General features: G+C 71.0%; 11 protein-coding genes and 1 pseudogene. 2 read left to right on the forward strand and 10 right to left on the reverse strand.

Going from position 1 to position 14,784, the window contains the following annotated elements; all coding sequences use genetic code 11:
* Positions 1-4: 4 nt before the first annotated feature.
* Positions 5-295: pseudogene (locus tag OHA64_RS21360) on the reverse strand (transposase); the annotation flags it as partial.
* A 498-nt stretch (positions 296-793) separates the two neighbouring features.
* Between OHA64_RS21360 and iscB the strand changes: the two are divergent.
* Positions 794-2,143 carry an RNA-guided endonuclease IscB gene (gene iscB / locus OHA64_RS21365; protein ID WP_405624043.1) on the forward strand — a complete coding sequence of 450 codons (1,350 nt, stop codon included), beginning with the start codon at positions 794-796 and terminating at the stop codon, positions 2,141-2,143.
* A 274-nt stretch (positions 2,144-2,417) separates the two neighbouring features.
* Here iscB and OHA64_RS21370 read toward each other — a convergent pair whose 3' ends face one another.
* Positions 2,418-3,518 carry a citrate synthase 2 gene (locus tag OHA64_RS21370; RefSeq protein ID WP_405615388.1) on the reverse strand — a complete coding sequence of 367 codons (1,101 nt, stop codon included), beginning with the start codon at positions 3,516-3,518 and terminating at the stop codon, positions 2,418-2,420.
* A 225-nt stretch (positions 3,519-3,743) separates the two neighbouring features.
* Between OHA64_RS21370 and pdxH the strand changes: the two genes are divergently transcribed.
* On the forward strand, positions 3,744-4,427 hold the full coding sequence (gene pdxH, locus OHA64_RS21375; RefSeq protein WP_405615390.1) for a pyridoxamine 5'-phosphate oxidase: 684 nt from the start codon (positions 3,744-3,746) through the stop codon (positions 4,425-4,427).
* A 90-nt stretch (positions 4,428-4,517) separates the two neighbouring features.
* On the opposite strand, the gene OHA64_RS21380 is transcribed toward pdxH, so the two are convergent.
* The 8 genes from OHA64_RS21380 to OHA64_RS21415 form a co-directional block, all read right to left on the reverse strand.
* A complete protein-coding gene (locus tag OHA64_RS21380; protein ID WP_405615392.1) occupies positions 4,518-5,126 on the reverse strand; it encodes a TetR/AcrR family transcriptional regulator in 609 nt (202 codons plus the stop codon).
* Positions 5,127-5,197: 71 nt separating this feature from the next.
* Positions 5,198-5,941, reverse strand: a complete 744-nt coding sequence (locus tag OHA64_RS21385; protein WP_405615394.1) for an enoyl-CoA hydratase family protein — start codon at positions 5,939-5,941, stop codon at positions 5,198-5,200.
* On the reverse strand, positions 5,938-7,506 hold the full coding sequence (locus OHA64_RS21390) for a 4-coumarate--CoA ligase family protein (RefSeq protein ID WP_405615396.1): 1,569 nt from the start codon (positions 7,504-7,506) through the stop codon (positions 5,938-5,940). Before OHA64_RS21390 ends, OHA64_RS21385 begins: the two co-directional genes overlap by 4 nt.
* A 29-nt stretch (positions 7,507-7,535) precedes the next feature.
* On the reverse strand, positions 7,536-8,690 hold the full coding sequence (locus OHA64_RS21395; RefSeq protein ID WP_405615398.1) for an acyl-CoA dehydrogenase family protein: 1,155 nt from the start codon (positions 8,688-8,690) through the stop codon (positions 7,536-7,538).
* Positions 8,691-8,773: 83 nt separating this feature from the next.
* Positions 8,774-10,615, reverse strand: a complete 1,842-nt coding sequence (locus tag OHA64_RS21400; RefSeq protein WP_405615400.1) for an acetyl/propionyl/methylcrotonyl-CoA carboxylase subunit alpha — start codon at positions 10,613-10,615, stop codon at positions 8,774-8,776.
* 5 nt (positions 10,616-10,620) lie between these two features.
* The gene (locus OHA64_RS21405; RefSeq protein WP_405615403.1) at positions 10,621-12,219 is read right to left on the reverse strand and encodes an acyl-CoA carboxylase subunit beta; all 1,599 of its coding nucleotides are present in this window, start codon (positions 12,217-12,219) and stop codon (positions 10,621-10,623) included.
* Positions 12,216-13,898, reverse strand: coding sequence for an acyclic terpene utilization AtuA family protein (locus OHA64_RS21410; RefSeq protein ID WP_405615405.1), 1,683 nt, complete (start codon positions 13,896-13,898; stop codon positions 12,216-12,218). Before OHA64_RS21410 ends, OHA64_RS21405 begins: the two co-directional genes overlap by 4 nt.
* The gene (locus tag OHA64_RS21415) at positions 13,895-14,692 is read right to left on the reverse strand and encodes a TIGR03084 family metal-binding protein (protein ID WP_405615407.1); all 798 of its coding nucleotides are present in this window, start codon (positions 14,690-14,692) and stop codon (positions 13,895-13,897) included. Before OHA64_RS21415 ends, OHA64_RS21410 begins: the two co-directional genes overlap by 4 nt.
* Between the last annotated feature and the right edge of the window lie 92 nt (positions 14,693-14,784).

The following is a 14,784-nucleotide window of genomic DNA, read 5'->3' on the forward strand; positions in this document are numbered from 1 at the left end:
TCGGCAGCTCCGCACCGAGCGCGTACTTCCAGTCGATCGCCCGCACCGCCATCGCCGCGGCCTGCCGATCCGTCAGGCCCTCCGCGAACTGCAACACCATCACCAGCGACAACACCCCCGGCTACAGTCCCGGCGCCCCGCGCACCCCGAACGCCTCCGTGAACGGCTCATCGACGAAGACCTCCGCGAGGCGATCCCGCGCCCGTATCGCCAGGCTCCCCTTCGGGAACGCCGCCCGGGCCACCACCACCGTCTGTTCCGGGATCTCCGGCAACCCCACCGGCCGCATCGACATCCGTACCGCCTCCAGGACCACACGACAGGAAGGCGACCCCGCCAACGATCATCGCCGACCCGGCCTTACCTCCGCAGCGAATTGCGCAGCAGAGTCCTCCACCAGCCCAAAGCTGGTCCTGTCTCTCGCCGAGAGCCAGGCCGAGTGACCAGCCCAAGTCATCGCGATCCGCAAGATCAGGGAGGTGCCCCGATGACTACGTTCCCCGCAGGTGAGCAGACCCACCAGGCTGTGCTTCCTCAGCAGCCTGCTCTGGAATCCGTGGGAGCAGACACCCCTGGGAGCAGGGACGAAACGGCTCACGGACACCTCGCCACCGCGCGAGGCACCGGCCGGGAACATGGGCGAGGGGAGACCGACGGGCACAGCACCGAAACCCGTCGGCGTCACGCCAAGAACACTGCCACGGCAGCGAGGGCGGCAGAGAATGGGAGCGGTGACGCTCCCCCACACAAACCGGCCTACACAGGCGGCATCGGCGCGAACAGGGTCTTCGTACTGTCCAAGGACGGAAAGCCCCTCATGCCCTGCCACCCCGCCCGTGCCCGCGAACTCCTGGGCAATGGACGAGCCGTGGTCGCGCGGCAGATGCCATTCACCATCCGGCTCAAAGACCGCACCCACGCCGAATCCGAAGTCGCCGGCGTGCAATTACGCGTCGACCCCGGCTCCCAAGGCGCCGGCCTCTCCCTCACCGACGAGAAGAAGGAAATCGATCAGCAAGGAGCCGTCGTCACCGTGAGACGCGGACTCGTGGCCATCGAACTCCAGCACCGCGGCGACCAGATCCACAGGTCCATGCAACAACGCGCCGGATACCGACACCGACGCCGGTCCGTCAACCTCCGCCACCGCGCACCCCGCCCCCACAACCGCCCCCGCCGCGCAGGATGGCTGCCGCCGTCCCTCCGCCACCGGGTCGACACGACCTTCTCCCAGACAGCGCGAATCTGCCGCTACGCACCCGTCACCGAGATCCACGTCGAACACGTCGCCTTCGACACCCACGCCATGAGCGCCGGCAGGCCCCTGACCGCAATCGAGTACCAGCAAGGCACACTCGCCGGAACCGAGGCCCGCGCCTACCTCCACGCCAAGTGGGACAGAGCCTGCGCCTACTGCGACGCCACCGGCGTCCCCTTGAACATCGACCACGTCAGGCCCCGCAGTCGAGGAGGCACGAACCGCATCTCCAACCTCGTCCTCGCCTGCGTCCCCTGCAATCAGGCCAAGGGCAACACATCCGTCGAGGCCTTCCTCGCCCACCGGCCCGAGCGTCTCGCGAAGATCCTCCAGAAGCTCTCCATGCCACTCCGTGACGCCGCCGCCAACGCGACCCGGTGGCAGCTGGTGGAGGCGCTGAGCGATCTCGGCAGACCCGTAGACACCTGGTCGGGCGGCCGTACCAAGTGGAACCGCGACGCCATGGGACTGGAGAAGACACACACCCTGGACGCGCTGTCCGTCGGACAACTGGATCACGAGAGCGGCGATGCCATTGTGCGGCTCCCCGGCCAGGTGCTCGTCGTCAAAGCCACCGGACGCGGGTCCTATGCCCGCACCACTCCGGACCGATTCGGGTTCCCTCGGCTTCGGCGGGCTCGCGGCAAGCAGCACTTCGGGTACGTCACGGGGGATCTCGTACGGGCCACCGTGCCTACCGGCAAGTGGGCAGGCACGTGGAGCGGGCGCATCTCTGTCCGCGCCAGAGGACAGCACAGCCTGAGCACCTCGGCAGGCCGGATCAACGTCTCCCACGCGAATCTGCGGCTCCTGCAACGGGGCGATGGATACGGGTACAGCAGCCGGCCAGAACCAGCGCGGTCAACATCCCGGAAAATCTGTTGATTCGCGTTGGACCGCTTTCTAGGCTGTGGCCTACGCAGGAAAGGAGGTGATCGGGTACATGTATGAAACCCGGACAAGCGAGGTGGCTGCGGGCTAGCGCCCGTCACCACACCGAGTGCGGTGCCGGACCAGCGCGTGTGAGACGCGTGCAGCCGGCCCAATCCCAAGCAGTCACCCGACCCGCGAGCTCGCCGGTACGTCCGGCCGGCTTCTTCGCCGCAAGGCGGAGGGACCCGAGCTCGCGGGTCGTCTGCGTGTAGAGCCAGTCGTGCCGTCAGCGGGCGATGCCGTCGTAGCCCTCGATCTGCTGGGGGTCGCGGGTGCCCGGGCCGGTGTAGCGGGCCGAGGGGCGGACCAGGCGGCCGGTGCGTTTTTGTTCCAGGATGTGGGCGGACCAGCCTGCCGTGCGGGCGCAGGTGAACATCGAGGTGAACATGTGGGCCGGGACCTCGGCGAAGTCGAGGACGATGGCGGCCCAGAACTCGACGTTGGTGGCGAGGACGCGGTCGGGGCGGCGGGCGTGGAGTTCGGCGAGGGCGGCCTTCTCCAGGGCCTCCGCGATCTCGAAGCGGGGCGCGCCGAGTTCGCGGGCGGTGCGGCGCAGGACGCGGGCGCGGGGGTCTTCGGCGCGGTAGACGCGGTGGCCGAAGCCCATGAGGCGTTCGCCGTTGTCGAGGGCTTGTTTGACGTAGGCCTCGGCGTCGCCGGTGCGTTCGATCTCCTCGATCATGCCGAGGACCCGGGAGGGGGCTCCGCCGTGCAGGGGGCCGGACATGGCTCCGACGGCGCCCGAGAGTGCGGCGGCGACGTCGGCGCCCGTGGAGGCGATGACGCGGGCGGTGAAGGTGGAGGCGTTCATGCCGTGTTCGGCGGCTGACGTCCAGTAGGCGTCGACCGCGGCCACGTGTTTCGGGTCGGGCTCGCCGCGCCAGCGGATCATGAAGCGTTCGACGACGGACTGGGCCTTGTCGATCTCGCGTTGCGGGACCATGGGCCGGCTTTGGCCGCGGGCGGACTGGGCGACGTAGGAGAGGGCCATGACGGCGGCGCGGGCGAGGTCCGCGCGGGCCTGGGCGGCGTCGATGTCCAGGAGGGGCTTGAGGCCCCAGACGGGGGCGAGCATGGCGAGGGCGGACTGGACGTCGACGCGGATGTCGCCGGAGTGGACGGGGATGGGGAAGGGTTCGGCGGGTGGCAGGCCGGGGTTGAAGGCGCCGTCGACGAGCAGGCCCCAGACGTTGCCGAAGGAGACGTGGCCGACCAGGTCCTCGATGTCGACGCCGCGGTATCGCAGGGCGCCGCCTTCCTTGTCGGGTTCGGCGATCTCCGTTTCGAACGCGATGACTCCTTCGAGTCCGGGTACGAAGTCGGACATCAGGCGGCTCCTCGTGATGTGTACGACAGGTGGCGCCGGTGGATCCACGGTCCTGTGCGGGGACTCGCGGTCCTGGGCGGTCACTCCGGTTGTGCCCGTCCGGGCCGACGGTCACCCCACCGGAATGGCACCTGCACCATATCGCCGAGTGCCACCTTTGGGGAGGGTTCGCGGCACTCAGTGCCACCTCCGGTGCGGTGGTCCGGTGTACGGCAGGATGACCACGTGACCGATGCAGACGCCGTCTCCCCCGGCCCCGACCGCTTCCATCCCGCCTCGATGCGCCAGCAGTACCGGGCGGAGGGGTTCGCGGAGTCCGATCTGGCCGCCACCCCTGTGGAACAGTTCGCGCGTTGGTTCCGGCAGGCGGCGACGGAGGGCCGGTTGTTCGAGCCGAACGCCATGATCGTGTCCACGGCGGACGCGGAGGGCCGGCCCAGTTCCCGGACGGTGTTGTTGAAGGCCTTCGACGAGCAGGGTTTCGTCTTCTACACCAACTACGAGTCCCGCAAGGCCCGCGATCTGGCGGTGAACCCGTATGTCGCGCTGCTGTTTCCCTGGCATCCGATGGCCCGGCAGGTCATCGTGACGGGCGTCGCGCGGCGTACCGGTCGGGATGAGACGGCCGCGTACTTCCGTTCCCGTCCGCACGGGTCCCAGCTGGGTGCGTGGGCGAGCGCGCAGTCCTCGGTGGTCGCGGACCGGGCCGAGCTGGATGCGACGTACGCGGAGCTGGGTGCCCGTTATCCGGAGGGCGAGCAGGTGCCGGTGCCGCCGCACTGGGGCGGTTTCCGGGTGGCGCCGCAGGCGGTGGAGTTCTGGCAGGGCCGCGAGAACCGGCTGCACGACCGGTTGCGGTATGTGGCGGAGGCGGACGGGAGCTGGCGGGTGGAGCGGCTGAGTCCGTGAGGGCGGGGGCCTGGCCGTAGCCGGGACCGGGACCAACAGCAACACCGGCACCGAGACCGGCACCCGTACTGCCCGGGCCCGGTGGAATCTTCAGCCCAGTGACTCCTTCAGCAGTCCCGCCCACTGCGCGACGACGCGCTCCCGGCGGCCGGTGTCGTCGGTGAGGAGGTTCGCGAGTCCGAGGCCGCGGGCCATGTCGAGCAGGCCCTGCACGGTCTCGCGGACGCCGGGGCGGGACTCGTCGGCGTCGAGGAGTTCGACGGCTATCCGGTGTGTCTCGCGGCCGACGTGGGCTTCCAACTCCGTTACCCGGGGCCGTAGTTGTTCCTCGTTGGAGGCGGCGACCCACAGGTGGAGGGCGGCCCGGAAGAGCGGGCCGGTGTAGAGGTCGACCAGGGCGGAGACGACCGCTCGGTGGTCGCCCGCCGCGCCTTGGGGGAAGAGGGCGCGCAGGGCGGTGGAGCGTTCCTCGGCGACGTACTCGACCGCTGCCGTGAAGAGGTCCTCGCGGGTGGGGAAGTGGTGTTGCGCGGCGCCGCGGGAGACACCGGCGCGTTCGGCGACGACGGCGACCGTGGAGCCCGCCCAGCCGTGTTCGGCGAGACAGGCAACGGCGGCTTCCAGGAGGCGCTGCCGGGTGGCGCGGCTGCGGTCCTGCTTGGGGACGCGCTCGCCCGGTGCGTGGTCGGCCGTGCTCACAGAACCCGTGCTCGCAGAACGCGTACTGGCCGCACCCGTACTCGCCGCACCCGTGCTCACAGCGCCCGTGTTCAAAGCACCCATGGTGGATCCCGTCGTTCGAGGAAGGCCGTCATGCCCTCGCGGGCGTCGGCGGAGGCGAAGAGGCGGGAGGAGAGCTGGGCCAGCCGGCCCGCGTCCTCGTCGTAGGCCTCCAGCACCTTGGCTGTGAGCAGCCGTTTCGTTTCGGCGAGGGCGTGTGGTGCGGCACGGCGCAGTCCGTCGAGGACGGGGGCGAGGGTCTCGTCGATGTCCTTGGGCCCGCTGGTCGCCGTGAGGAGGCCGACGCGGGCCGCCTCGGCGGCGTCGAAGGTCTCGCCGGTGAGGAAGTAGCGGGCGGCGGCGCGGGGCTCGACGCGGTGCAGGAGGGGGAGGCTGATGAGGGCGGGGGCGACGCCGATGCGGACTTCGGTGAGGGCGAAGGTGGCCGTGTCGGAGGCGATCGCGATGTCGCAGGCGCCGATCAGTCCCAGGCCGCCGGCGCGTGCGTGGCCGGTGATGCGGGCCACGACGGGTTTGGGCAGTGCGGCGATTCGCCGCAGGAGGGCGGCGAGGGTCTCGGGCTCGGGTGGGTCGCGCAGGTCGGCGCCCGCGCTGAAGGTGGTGCCGGTGTGGGTGAGGACGATCGCGCGTACGTCGTCGTCTTCGCCGCCCTGCTCGAGGGCGGCGGCGAGTTCGCCCAGGAGGGCGGCGGAGAGGGCGTTGCGGCGTTGGGGTGCGTCCAGGGTGAGGGTGGTGATGCCGCGTTCGTGGGTCGTGTGGACGAGGGTCGTCACGTGCTCTCCCTGAGTCGGCGGCGGAGGATCTTGCCGGAGGCGGCCCTGGGTACGTCGTCGATGAAGGTGACGTGGCGGACGCGTTTGTACGGGGCGACGCGTTCGGCGACGTACATCATGATCTCTCCTTCGGAGAGGTCGGTGGCGGTGGGCTGGCGGACCACGTATGCGTGCGGGATCTCGTTGCCGTCCTCGTTGTAGACGCCGATGACGGCGGCGTCGGCGATGCCGGGGTGGGTGAGCAGGAGGGCCTCGAGTTCGGCGGGGGCCACCTGGAAGCCCTTGTACTTGATGAGTTCCTTGACCCGGTCGACGACGAAGAGCCAGCCGTCGGCGTCGAGGTGGCCGACGTCGCCGGTGTGCAGCCAGCCGTCGGGGTCGATCATGGCGGCGGTGGCGTCGGGGTGACCGAGGTAGCCCTTCATGATCTGGGGGCCGCGGATGAGGATCTCGCCGGACTCGTCGATGCCGAGGTCCTTGTCGGGGTCGTCGAGGGAGACGATCCGCATCTCGGTGCCGGCGATGAGCTTGCCGACGGTTCCGGGGGGTGCCTCGCGCATGGCGTTCAGGGGGACGACGTGGGTGCCCGGGGAGAGTTCCGTCATGCCGTATGCCTGGCCGACCGGGGGCAGGCCGAGGCGCTGCGAGCAGGCGGCTGCGAGGCGGGCGTCCAGGGGTGCGGCGGCGCTGAGGATGTACTTCAGGGACGACAGGTCGTACTGGGCGACCAGGGGGTGCTTGGCGAGGGCGAGGACGATCGGCGGGGCGACGTAGAGGCCGGTGATGCGGTGGTTCTGGATGGCCGCGAGGAAGGTTTCCAGGTCGAAGCGGGGCAGGACGACGACGGTGGCGCCCTGGCGCAGGGGCGCGTTCATGAGGGCTGTGAGGCCGTAGATGTGGAAGAACGGCAGTACGGCGAGGATGCGGTCGCCGGGGGCCGCCGGCATGACCGGTTCGAGCTGGGCGAGGTTGGTGGCGATCTGGCGGTGCGTGAGCATGACGCCTTTGGGGATGCCGGTGGTGCCCGAGGAGTACGGGAGGGCGGCGACGTCCTGGGTGGGGTCGATGTCGATGTGTGGCTCGGGGGCGGCCGAGGCGAGCATGTCGATGAGGGAGCGGTGTCCGGGGGCGCTGTCGCAGACGAAGATCTCCTGGACGCCGCCGGCGAGTTCGGCCGCCCTGCGTGCCGCTTCCAGGAGCGGCGACACGGTGATGATCCAGCGGGTGGCGGAGTCGGCGAGTTGCTTGGCGAACTCCTCCGGGGTGGCGAGCGGGTGCACGGTCGTGACGGAGGCACCGGCTCGCGTGGCGGCGTAGAACGCGGTCGGGAAGGCGATCGTGTTGGGGCTGTGCAGGGCGAGGACGTCGCCCTTGCGGACGCCCGCCTCGGTGAGGGCGGCGGCGACGCGGCGGTGGAAGCGGTCCAGTTGCTCGTACGTGAGGGTGGTGCCGTCGGTGCCGTCGATCAGGGCGGGGGCGTCTCCGAACTCGGCCGCGCGGCCCAGCACCGCGTCGTGGATGGGCAGTTCTACGGGCGGGACGTCTGCGTACTCGCTGCGGAACATGGTTCCTCCTCGCGCGGCACGGCGCCTGGTCAGTACGACTTGGGCAGGCCGAGGGTCTGGTGGGAGACGTAGTTGAGAATCATCTCCCGGCTCACTGGGGCTATACGAGCCACGCGGGAGGCGGTTATCAACTGGGCGAGGCCGAACTCGCGGGTGAGGCCGTTGCCGCCGAGGGTGTGCACGGCCTGGTCGACCGCCTTCACGCAGGCTTCGCCGGCCGCGTACTTCGCCATGTTGGCGGCCTCGCCCGCGCCGATGTCGTCGCCGGCGTCGTAGAGGTGGGCGGCTTTCTGCATCATCAGGCGGGCGAGTTCCAGGTCGATGTGTGCCTGGGCCAGGGGGTGGGCGATGGCCTGGTGGGCGCCGATCGGGGTGTCCCAGACGGTGCGGTCGCGGGCGTAGGTGATCGCTTGGGTGAGGGCGTGGCGGCCCATGCCGATCGCGAAGGCGGCGGTCATGATGCGTTCGGGGTTGAGGCCGGCGAAGAGTTGGAGCAGGCCGGCTTCCTCGTCGCCGACGAGGGCGTCGGCGGGGAGCCGTACGTCGTCGAGAGTGAGCTCGAACTGCTTCTCGACGGCCGTCAGCTCCATGTCGATCTGGCGGCGTTCGAAGCCGGGAGTGTCGCGGGGGACGATGAACAGGCAGGGCTTGAGGCGGCCGGTGCGGCCCTCTTTGTCGGACGCGGTTTCGGTGCGGGCGACTATGAGGGTGGCGTCGGCTATGTCGACGCCGGAGATGAAGACCTTGCGGCCGGTGAGGAGCCAGTCGCCGGTGTCGGGGTCGCGGCGGGCGGTGGTGGTGATGCGGTGGCTGTTGGAGCCGGCATCGGGTTCGGTGATGCCGAAGGCCATGGTGCGCGTGCCGTCGGCGAGGCCGGGGAGCCACTGCTGTTTCTGGTCGTCCGTGCCGAAGCGGGCGATCACCGTGCCGCAGATCGCCGGGGACACGATCATCATGAGCAGGGGGCAGCCGGCTGCGCCCAGTTCTTCGAGGACGATGGAGAGTTCGGCTATTCCGCCTCCGCCTCCTCCGTACGCCTCGGGGAGGTTGACGCCCAGGTAGCCGAGTTTGCCTGCCTCGGACCAGAGGGCTTGTCGGTCGAGGGTGCGGCCGTGGCGGGTGCCCAGGGCGGCGACGGCGGCTCGTAGGGCTTTGTGTTCCTCGGAATCCGTGATGGGGGGCATAGGGGCTCCTTCCCGGGTGCGGGTCGTGGACGGCTGGTCGCGCTCACGCGGCGGAGCCGCATGTTCAATGCAGCCCCGCGCCCCTACGTTGGCTGCACTACTGCCAGCAGAGAGCCGAGCGATACCTGTTGGCCAGGTAGGACGTGCAGGGCGCTGAGTGTCCCCGTGACCGGTGCGGCGATCTTGTGCTCCATCTTCATCGCCTCCAGCCAGAGCAGAGGTTCTCCGGCCTCTACGGCGGCCCCCTCCATCAGTCCCTCCGCCACTCGCACCACCGTCCCCGGCATCGGGGCCACCAGCGAGCCGGGCGCCAGTTGGGCCGCCGGGTCCGGGAAGCGGGGCAGGGACCTCAGCGCGGTGTTGTTGACGTACACCTCGTCGCCGTAGCGCGCCACCTCGAACTTCCTGCGCACGCCGTCCACTTCCAGTACGACGAGACGCGCGTCGGCGTGGACGACCAGGACCCCGTCCGCCGCGAGGCCGGCGCGGGTGTGCCGGTAGTGGACCTCGGCCTCCTCACCCGCCGTCTCGTAGCGCTTGACCTGCGGCTGGGACGGGACGTTGCGCCAGCCGCCGAAGCGGGAGGGGCCGTGGGCGTCGGACAGGGCGGCGGCCAGGGGAGCGTGCGGGTCGGGGGCCGGTTCGGTGAGTTCGGCGAGGTGACGGTCGTAGAAGCCCGTGTTCATGCGGGCGGAGGTGAACTCCGGGTGCCGTAGCGACCGTACGAGGAGGTCCCGGTTGGTGAGGGGGCCGTGGAGTGTTGCTCCGTCCAGGGCTGATGCCAGTTTGCGGACCGCCTCGGCGCGTGTGGGCGCGTGGGCGACGACCTTGGCGAGCATGGGGTCGTAGTGGACGCCGATCGTGTCGCCGTCGCCGTAGCCCGTGTCCAGGCGGATGCCGTCGGGGACGGCGAGGCGGTGCAGGGTGCCGGTCTGGGGGGTCCAGTCGGTCGATGGGTCCTCGGCGTAGAGGCGGGCCTCGACGGCGTGGCCGGACGGGAGCGGCGGGTCGGTGTCCAGTGCGGCGCCCTCGGCGACGCGGATCTGCTGGGCGACCAGGTCGAGGCCGAAGACGGCTTCCGTGACCGGGTGTTCGACCTGGAGGCGGGTGTTCATCTCCAGGAAGTGGGCCTTGCCGTCGGCGACCAGGAACTCGACCGTGCCGGCGCCGACGTAGTCCACCGCGCGGGCGGCGCGTACGGCCAGGGCGTGCAGTTCCCGGGTGAGCTCCTCGGGGAGTCCCGGTGCCGGGGCCTCCTCGATCACCTTCTGGTGGCGGCGCTGGAGGGAGCAGTCCCGGGTGCCCAGGGGCCAGACCGTGCCGTGCGTGTCGGCGAGGATCTGCACCTCGACGTGCCGGCCGCCCTCCACATACGGCTCGATGAACACCTCGCCGTCACCGAAGGCGCTCGCGGCTTCGGCGCGCGCGCCCTCCAGGGCGGCGTCCAGCTCGTCGAGTCGGCGCACGACACGCATGCCGCGCCCACCGCCGCCCGCGGCCGCCTTCACGAGTACGGGCAGGTCGGCCTCGGTGACCCGGGACAGGGACGCGAGCCCCATCAGCTCCTTGGCGCGCGTCTTGGACGCCATCGCCTCGATCGCCTCCGGGGGCGGGCCGATCCAGAGCAGGCCCGCGTCGAGGACGGCGCGGGCGAAGTCGGCGTTCTCGGAGAGGAAGCCGTAGCCGGGGTGCACGGCGTCCGCGCCCGCGGCGACGGCGGCCTTCACGATCAGGTCGCCGCGCAGGTAGGTGTCGGCGGGCGCCGCGCCCGGCAGTCGTACCGTCGCGTCGGCCACGCGTGTGTGGAGCGCGTGGTCGTCGGCGTCGGAGTGCACGGCGACCGTGCGGATGCCGAGGTCGTGGCAGGTGCGGAAGACGCGGCAGGCGATCTCGCCGCGGTTGGCGACGAGGAGTGTCGTGATCATGGGCCTCACATCCGGAAGACGCCGAAGCCGCCGCGCGCGCCCTCGTACGCAGCGGTGTGGATCGCGGACAGGCACAGGCCGAGGACGGTGCGGGTGTCGCGGGGGTCGATGACGCCGTCGTCGTAGAGCCGCCCGGACAGGAACATCGGCAGCGACTCGGACTCGATCTGCTGCTCCACCATGGCGCGCAGGGCGGCGTCCGCGTCCTCGTCGTACGGATTGCCCTTCGCGGCCGCCGACTGGCGGGCCACGATCGACAGGACGCCCGCGAGCTGCTGGGGGCCCATGACGGCGGACTTGGCGCTGGGCCAGGCGAACAGGAAGCGGGGGTCGAAGGCGCGGCCGCACATGCCGTAGTGGCCGGCGCCGTAGGACGCGCCCATGAGCACGGACAGATGCGGCACCCGGGAGTTGCTCACGGCGTTGATCATCATCGCGCCGTGCTTGATGATGCCGCCCTGCTCGTACTCCTTGCCGACCATGTAGCCGGTGGTGTTGTGCAGGAAGAGCAGCGGGATGTCGCGCTGGTTGGCGAGCTGGATGAACTGGGCGGCCTTCTGGGACTCCTCGCTGAAGAGGACGCCCTGGGCGTTGGCCAGGATGCCGACGGGATAGCCGTGCAGGGTGGCCCAGCCGGTGGTGAGGCTCGTCCCGTACAGCGGCTTGAACTCGTCGAAGTCGGAGGCGTCGACGATCCGGGCGACGACCTCGCGCGGGTCGAAGGGGGTGCGCAGGTCGCCGGGGACGATGCCGAGCAGTTCGTCCTCGTCGTACTTGGGAGGCGCGGCGGGGCCCGGATCGCCGTACGCCTTGCGGTGGTTGAGGCGGGCGACGACGCGCCGTGCCTGTCGCAGGGCGTCCTGTTCGTCCACGGCGAGGTGGTCGGCGAGGCCCGACACGCGCGCGTGCATCTCCGCGCCGCCCAGTGACTCGTCGTCGCTCTCCTCACCGGTGGCCATCTTCACCAGCGGCGGCCCGCCGAGGAACACCTTCGCGCGTTCCCTGACCATGATCACGTGGTCGGACATGCCGGGGATGTACGCGCCCCCGGCCGTCGAGTTCCCGAAGACGACCGCGACGGTGGGGATGCCGGCGGCGGAGAGCCGGGTGAGGTCGCGGAAGATCGCGCCCCCGGGGATGAAGATCTCCTTCTGGGACGGCAGGTCGGCCCCGCCGGACTCCACCATGCTGATGCAGGGCAGCCGGTTGGCGAGGGCGATGTCGTTCGCGCGCAGGGCCTTCTTCAGGCTCCACGGGTTGCTCGCGCCGCCGCGCACGGTCGGGTCGTTGGCCGTGATCAGGCACTCCACGCCCTCGACGACTCCGATGCCGGTGACGAGGGAGGCGCCGACGGTGTGGTCGCTGCCCCAGGCCGCCAGCGGGGACAGCTCCAGGAAGGGCGTGTCCGGGTCGAGGAGCAGCTCGATGCGCTCGCGGGCGAGCAGCTTGCCGCGCCCTCGGTGCCGCTCCACGTACTTCGGTCCGCCTCCGCCGATGGCCTTCGCGTGTTCGGCGTCGAGGTCGGCGAGCCCCGCGAGCATGGCGTCGCGGTGGGCGCGGTAGTCGGGGCCGGTGGTGTCGAGGGTGGTCTGGATGACCGTCATAGGAGGGCCTCCGGGATGTCCAGGTGGCGGGAGCGCAGCCATTCGCCGAGGGCCTTGGCCTGCGGGTCGAATCGGTGCTGGGCGGCGACGCCCTCGCCGAGGATGCCCTCGACGACGAAGTTGAGGGCGCGGAGGTTGGGGAGCGGGTGGCGGGTGACGCGCAGACCTGCCGTCTCCGGCAGGAGGTCGCGCAGGAGGTCGACGGTGAGCGTGCGGTCGAGCCACCGCCAGGCGTCGTCCGTGCGGGCCCACACCCCCACGTTGGCGTTCCCGCCCTTGTCGCCGCTGCGGGCTCCGGCGACGAGGCCGAGGGGGGCGCGACGGGTGGGCCCGGGCGGAAGGGGAGCGGGTGGTGTTGGCTCCGGTACGTCGTCGAGTACGAGGGTCTCCTGGGCCGGCGCCACAGGGACTCGGCGCCCGTCGTGGAGGGCGGCCACATGGTCGACGGCACCATGGGGGACGTACACATCCTCGAAGACTCCATAGGGCGCGCCCTTCCCCGGTGGTGCCAGCACATGGAAACCGGGGTAACTGGCGAGCGCCAGCTCTACGGCCGCACCGCTCAGTGCCCGTCCGACGACCTCCTGCTCCGGGTCCCGTACGACGAGCCGCAGCAGGGCGCTCGCGGTCTCCTCGGTCGGGGCGTCGGCCCGGTCGGTGCGGACGAGGTCCCAGCGGACGTCGGCGGGGGGCGCCTTGGCCAGCGCGTCCGTCATCTGCTGCCGGACCAGCTCGGCCTTGGCCTCGATGTCGAGGCCGGTCAGCACGAAGGCGACCTCGTTGCGGAAGCCGCCGAGGCGGTTGCGGCCGACCTTGAGGGTGGGAGGCGGGGCCTCCCCTCGTACGCCCTCGATCCGCACCCGGTCGGGGCCGTCCTCGGTCAGCCGTACGGTGTCGAGGCGCGCGGTGACGTCGGGGCCCGCGTACCGGGCACCCGTGGTCTCGTAGAGGAGCTGCGCGGTGACCGTGCCGATGTCGACGAAGCCGCCGGTGCCGGGGTGTTTGGTGATGACGGCGGTGCCGTCCTGGTGGATCTCGGCGAGCGGGAAGCCGGGGCGGGCCGACCGTCGTGGGTCGTGGTCGGTGAAGAACGCGTAGTTGCCGCCGGTGGCCTGCGTCCCGCACTCCAGGACGTGCCCGGCGACGACGGCCCCCGCGAGCCGGTCGTGGTCCGCCGGTGTCCAGCCGAAGTGGGCGGCGGCGGGCCCGGTGACGAGCGCCGCGTCCGTGACCCGGCCCGTGACCACGACGTCCGCGCCTTCCCGCAGACAGGCCGCGATGCCGAAGCCGCCGAGGTAGGCGTGGGCGGCGAGGGCGCCGGGGTGGGCGGCGGTGAGATCGTCGCCCTCGACGTGGGCGACGCTGACGGGGAGGCCGAGCCGTTCCGCCAACTCCCGTACTTTCTGGGCGAGTCCGGCGGGATTGAGGCCGCCCGCGTTGGTGACGATCCTGACGCCTCGCTCATGGGCGAGGCCGAGGCACTCCTCCAACTGCCGCAGGAACGTGCGGGCGTATCCGGCGCCGGGGTCCTTCAGACGGTCACGGCCCAGGATCAGCATGGTGAGTTCGGCGAGGTAGTCGCCGGTGAGGACGTCCAGTTCGCCGCCGGTGAGCATCTCGCGCATCGCGTCGAAGCGGTCGCCGTAGAACCCGGAGGCGTTGCCTATCCGCAGGGTCACCGGGTGGTGTCCCCCTTCGGCGGGCGCCCGGCGCCGGGCGGACCGGCGAAGGCCTGGGCGATGTCCAGCCAGCGGTCGGCGTCCGGGCCGTCGGTGTGGAGGGCGAGGTCGGCGCGGTGGGCACGCTGGGTGACCAGGAGACAGAAGTCGAGCGCGGGGCCGGTGACACGCTGAGGGGCCTCGTCGGGGCCGTACGTCCACAAGTCGCCGGACGGGCCCACGAGTTCGACGCGGAACTCGTCGGCGGGCACGGACAGCCCGTGCGCACCGAAGGCGAAGTCCCGGGCCCGTACGCCGATGCGGACGACGTGGCGGAGGCGGTCGGTGACGGCGCGGGTCGCCCCGAGCGCGTCCGCCACGTCCTGACCGTGCGCCCAGGTCTCCATCAGGCGACCGGTGGCCATGGAGGCCGCGGACATGGGCGGGCCGTACCAGGGGAAACGGGCGCCGGGCGGCGACCCGCGCAGCGCCACGTCGAGTGCGGTACGTCCCTCACGCCAACGGGCGAGCAGCTCTTCGGCCGGAAGTCGAGCCCCGTCCTCCGCACCCTCGTCGACGAACGAATCAGGGGCGGCGAGCGCCTTCTCGACCAGCACACGGAACGCGTCCTCGTCGGTGACCGCCAGCAGGGCCGACCGGTCGGTCCACGCGAGGTGGGCGATCTGGTGGGCGATGGTCCAGCGGGGGGCGGGCGTGGCGAGGGCCCACTGCTCCGGACTCAACTCGGCTACCAGCCGGTCGAGTTCGTCGCTTTCGGCACGTAGGTCGTCGAACACGGGGGTCGGGTCGGCCATGGGGGGAGCATGGCAGCGGGGTCAGAAACAATCAAGCGTGCTTGCATTATTATTCGGCCGATCCCGGCCAGGCCGTGTCTCGAAGTCAGCTT

The sequence above is a fragment of the Streptomyces sp. NBC_00076 genome (genome assembly GCF_045041235.1).
In the GTDB taxonomy this organism is placed as follows: domain Bacteria; phylum Actinomycetota; class Actinomycetes; order Streptomycetales; family Streptomycetaceae; genus Streptomyces.

What these genes read in the sequence shown, in the direction of transcription:
- OHA64_RS21370 (WP_405615388.1), bottom strand. Translation starts at nt 3,518, where the DNA reads ATGTCCGACTTCGTACCCGGACTCGAAGGAGTCATCGCGTTCGAAACG.
- OHA64_RS21390 (WP_405615396.1), bottom strand. Translation starts at nt 7,506, where the DNA reads ATGTTCCGCAGCGAGTACGCAGACGTCCCGCCCGTAGAACTGCCCATC.
- OHA64_RS21395 (WP_405615398.1), bottom strand. Translation starts at nt 8,690, where the DNA reads ATGCCCCCCATCACGGATTCCGAGGAACACAAAGCCCTACGAGCCGCC.
- OHA64_RS21400 (WP_405615400.1), bottom strand. Translation starts at nt 10,615, where the DNA reads ATGATCACGACACTCCTCGTCGCCAACCGCGGCGAGATCGCCTGCCGC.
- OHA64_RS21405 (WP_405615403.1), bottom strand. Translation starts at nt 12,219, where the DNA reads ATGACGGTCATCCAGACCACCCTCGACACCACCGGCCCCGACTACCGC.
- OHA64_RS21415 (WP_405615407.1), bottom strand. Translation starts at nt 14,692, where the DNA reads ATGGCCGACCCGACCCCCGTGTTCGACGACCTACGTGCCGAAAGCGAC.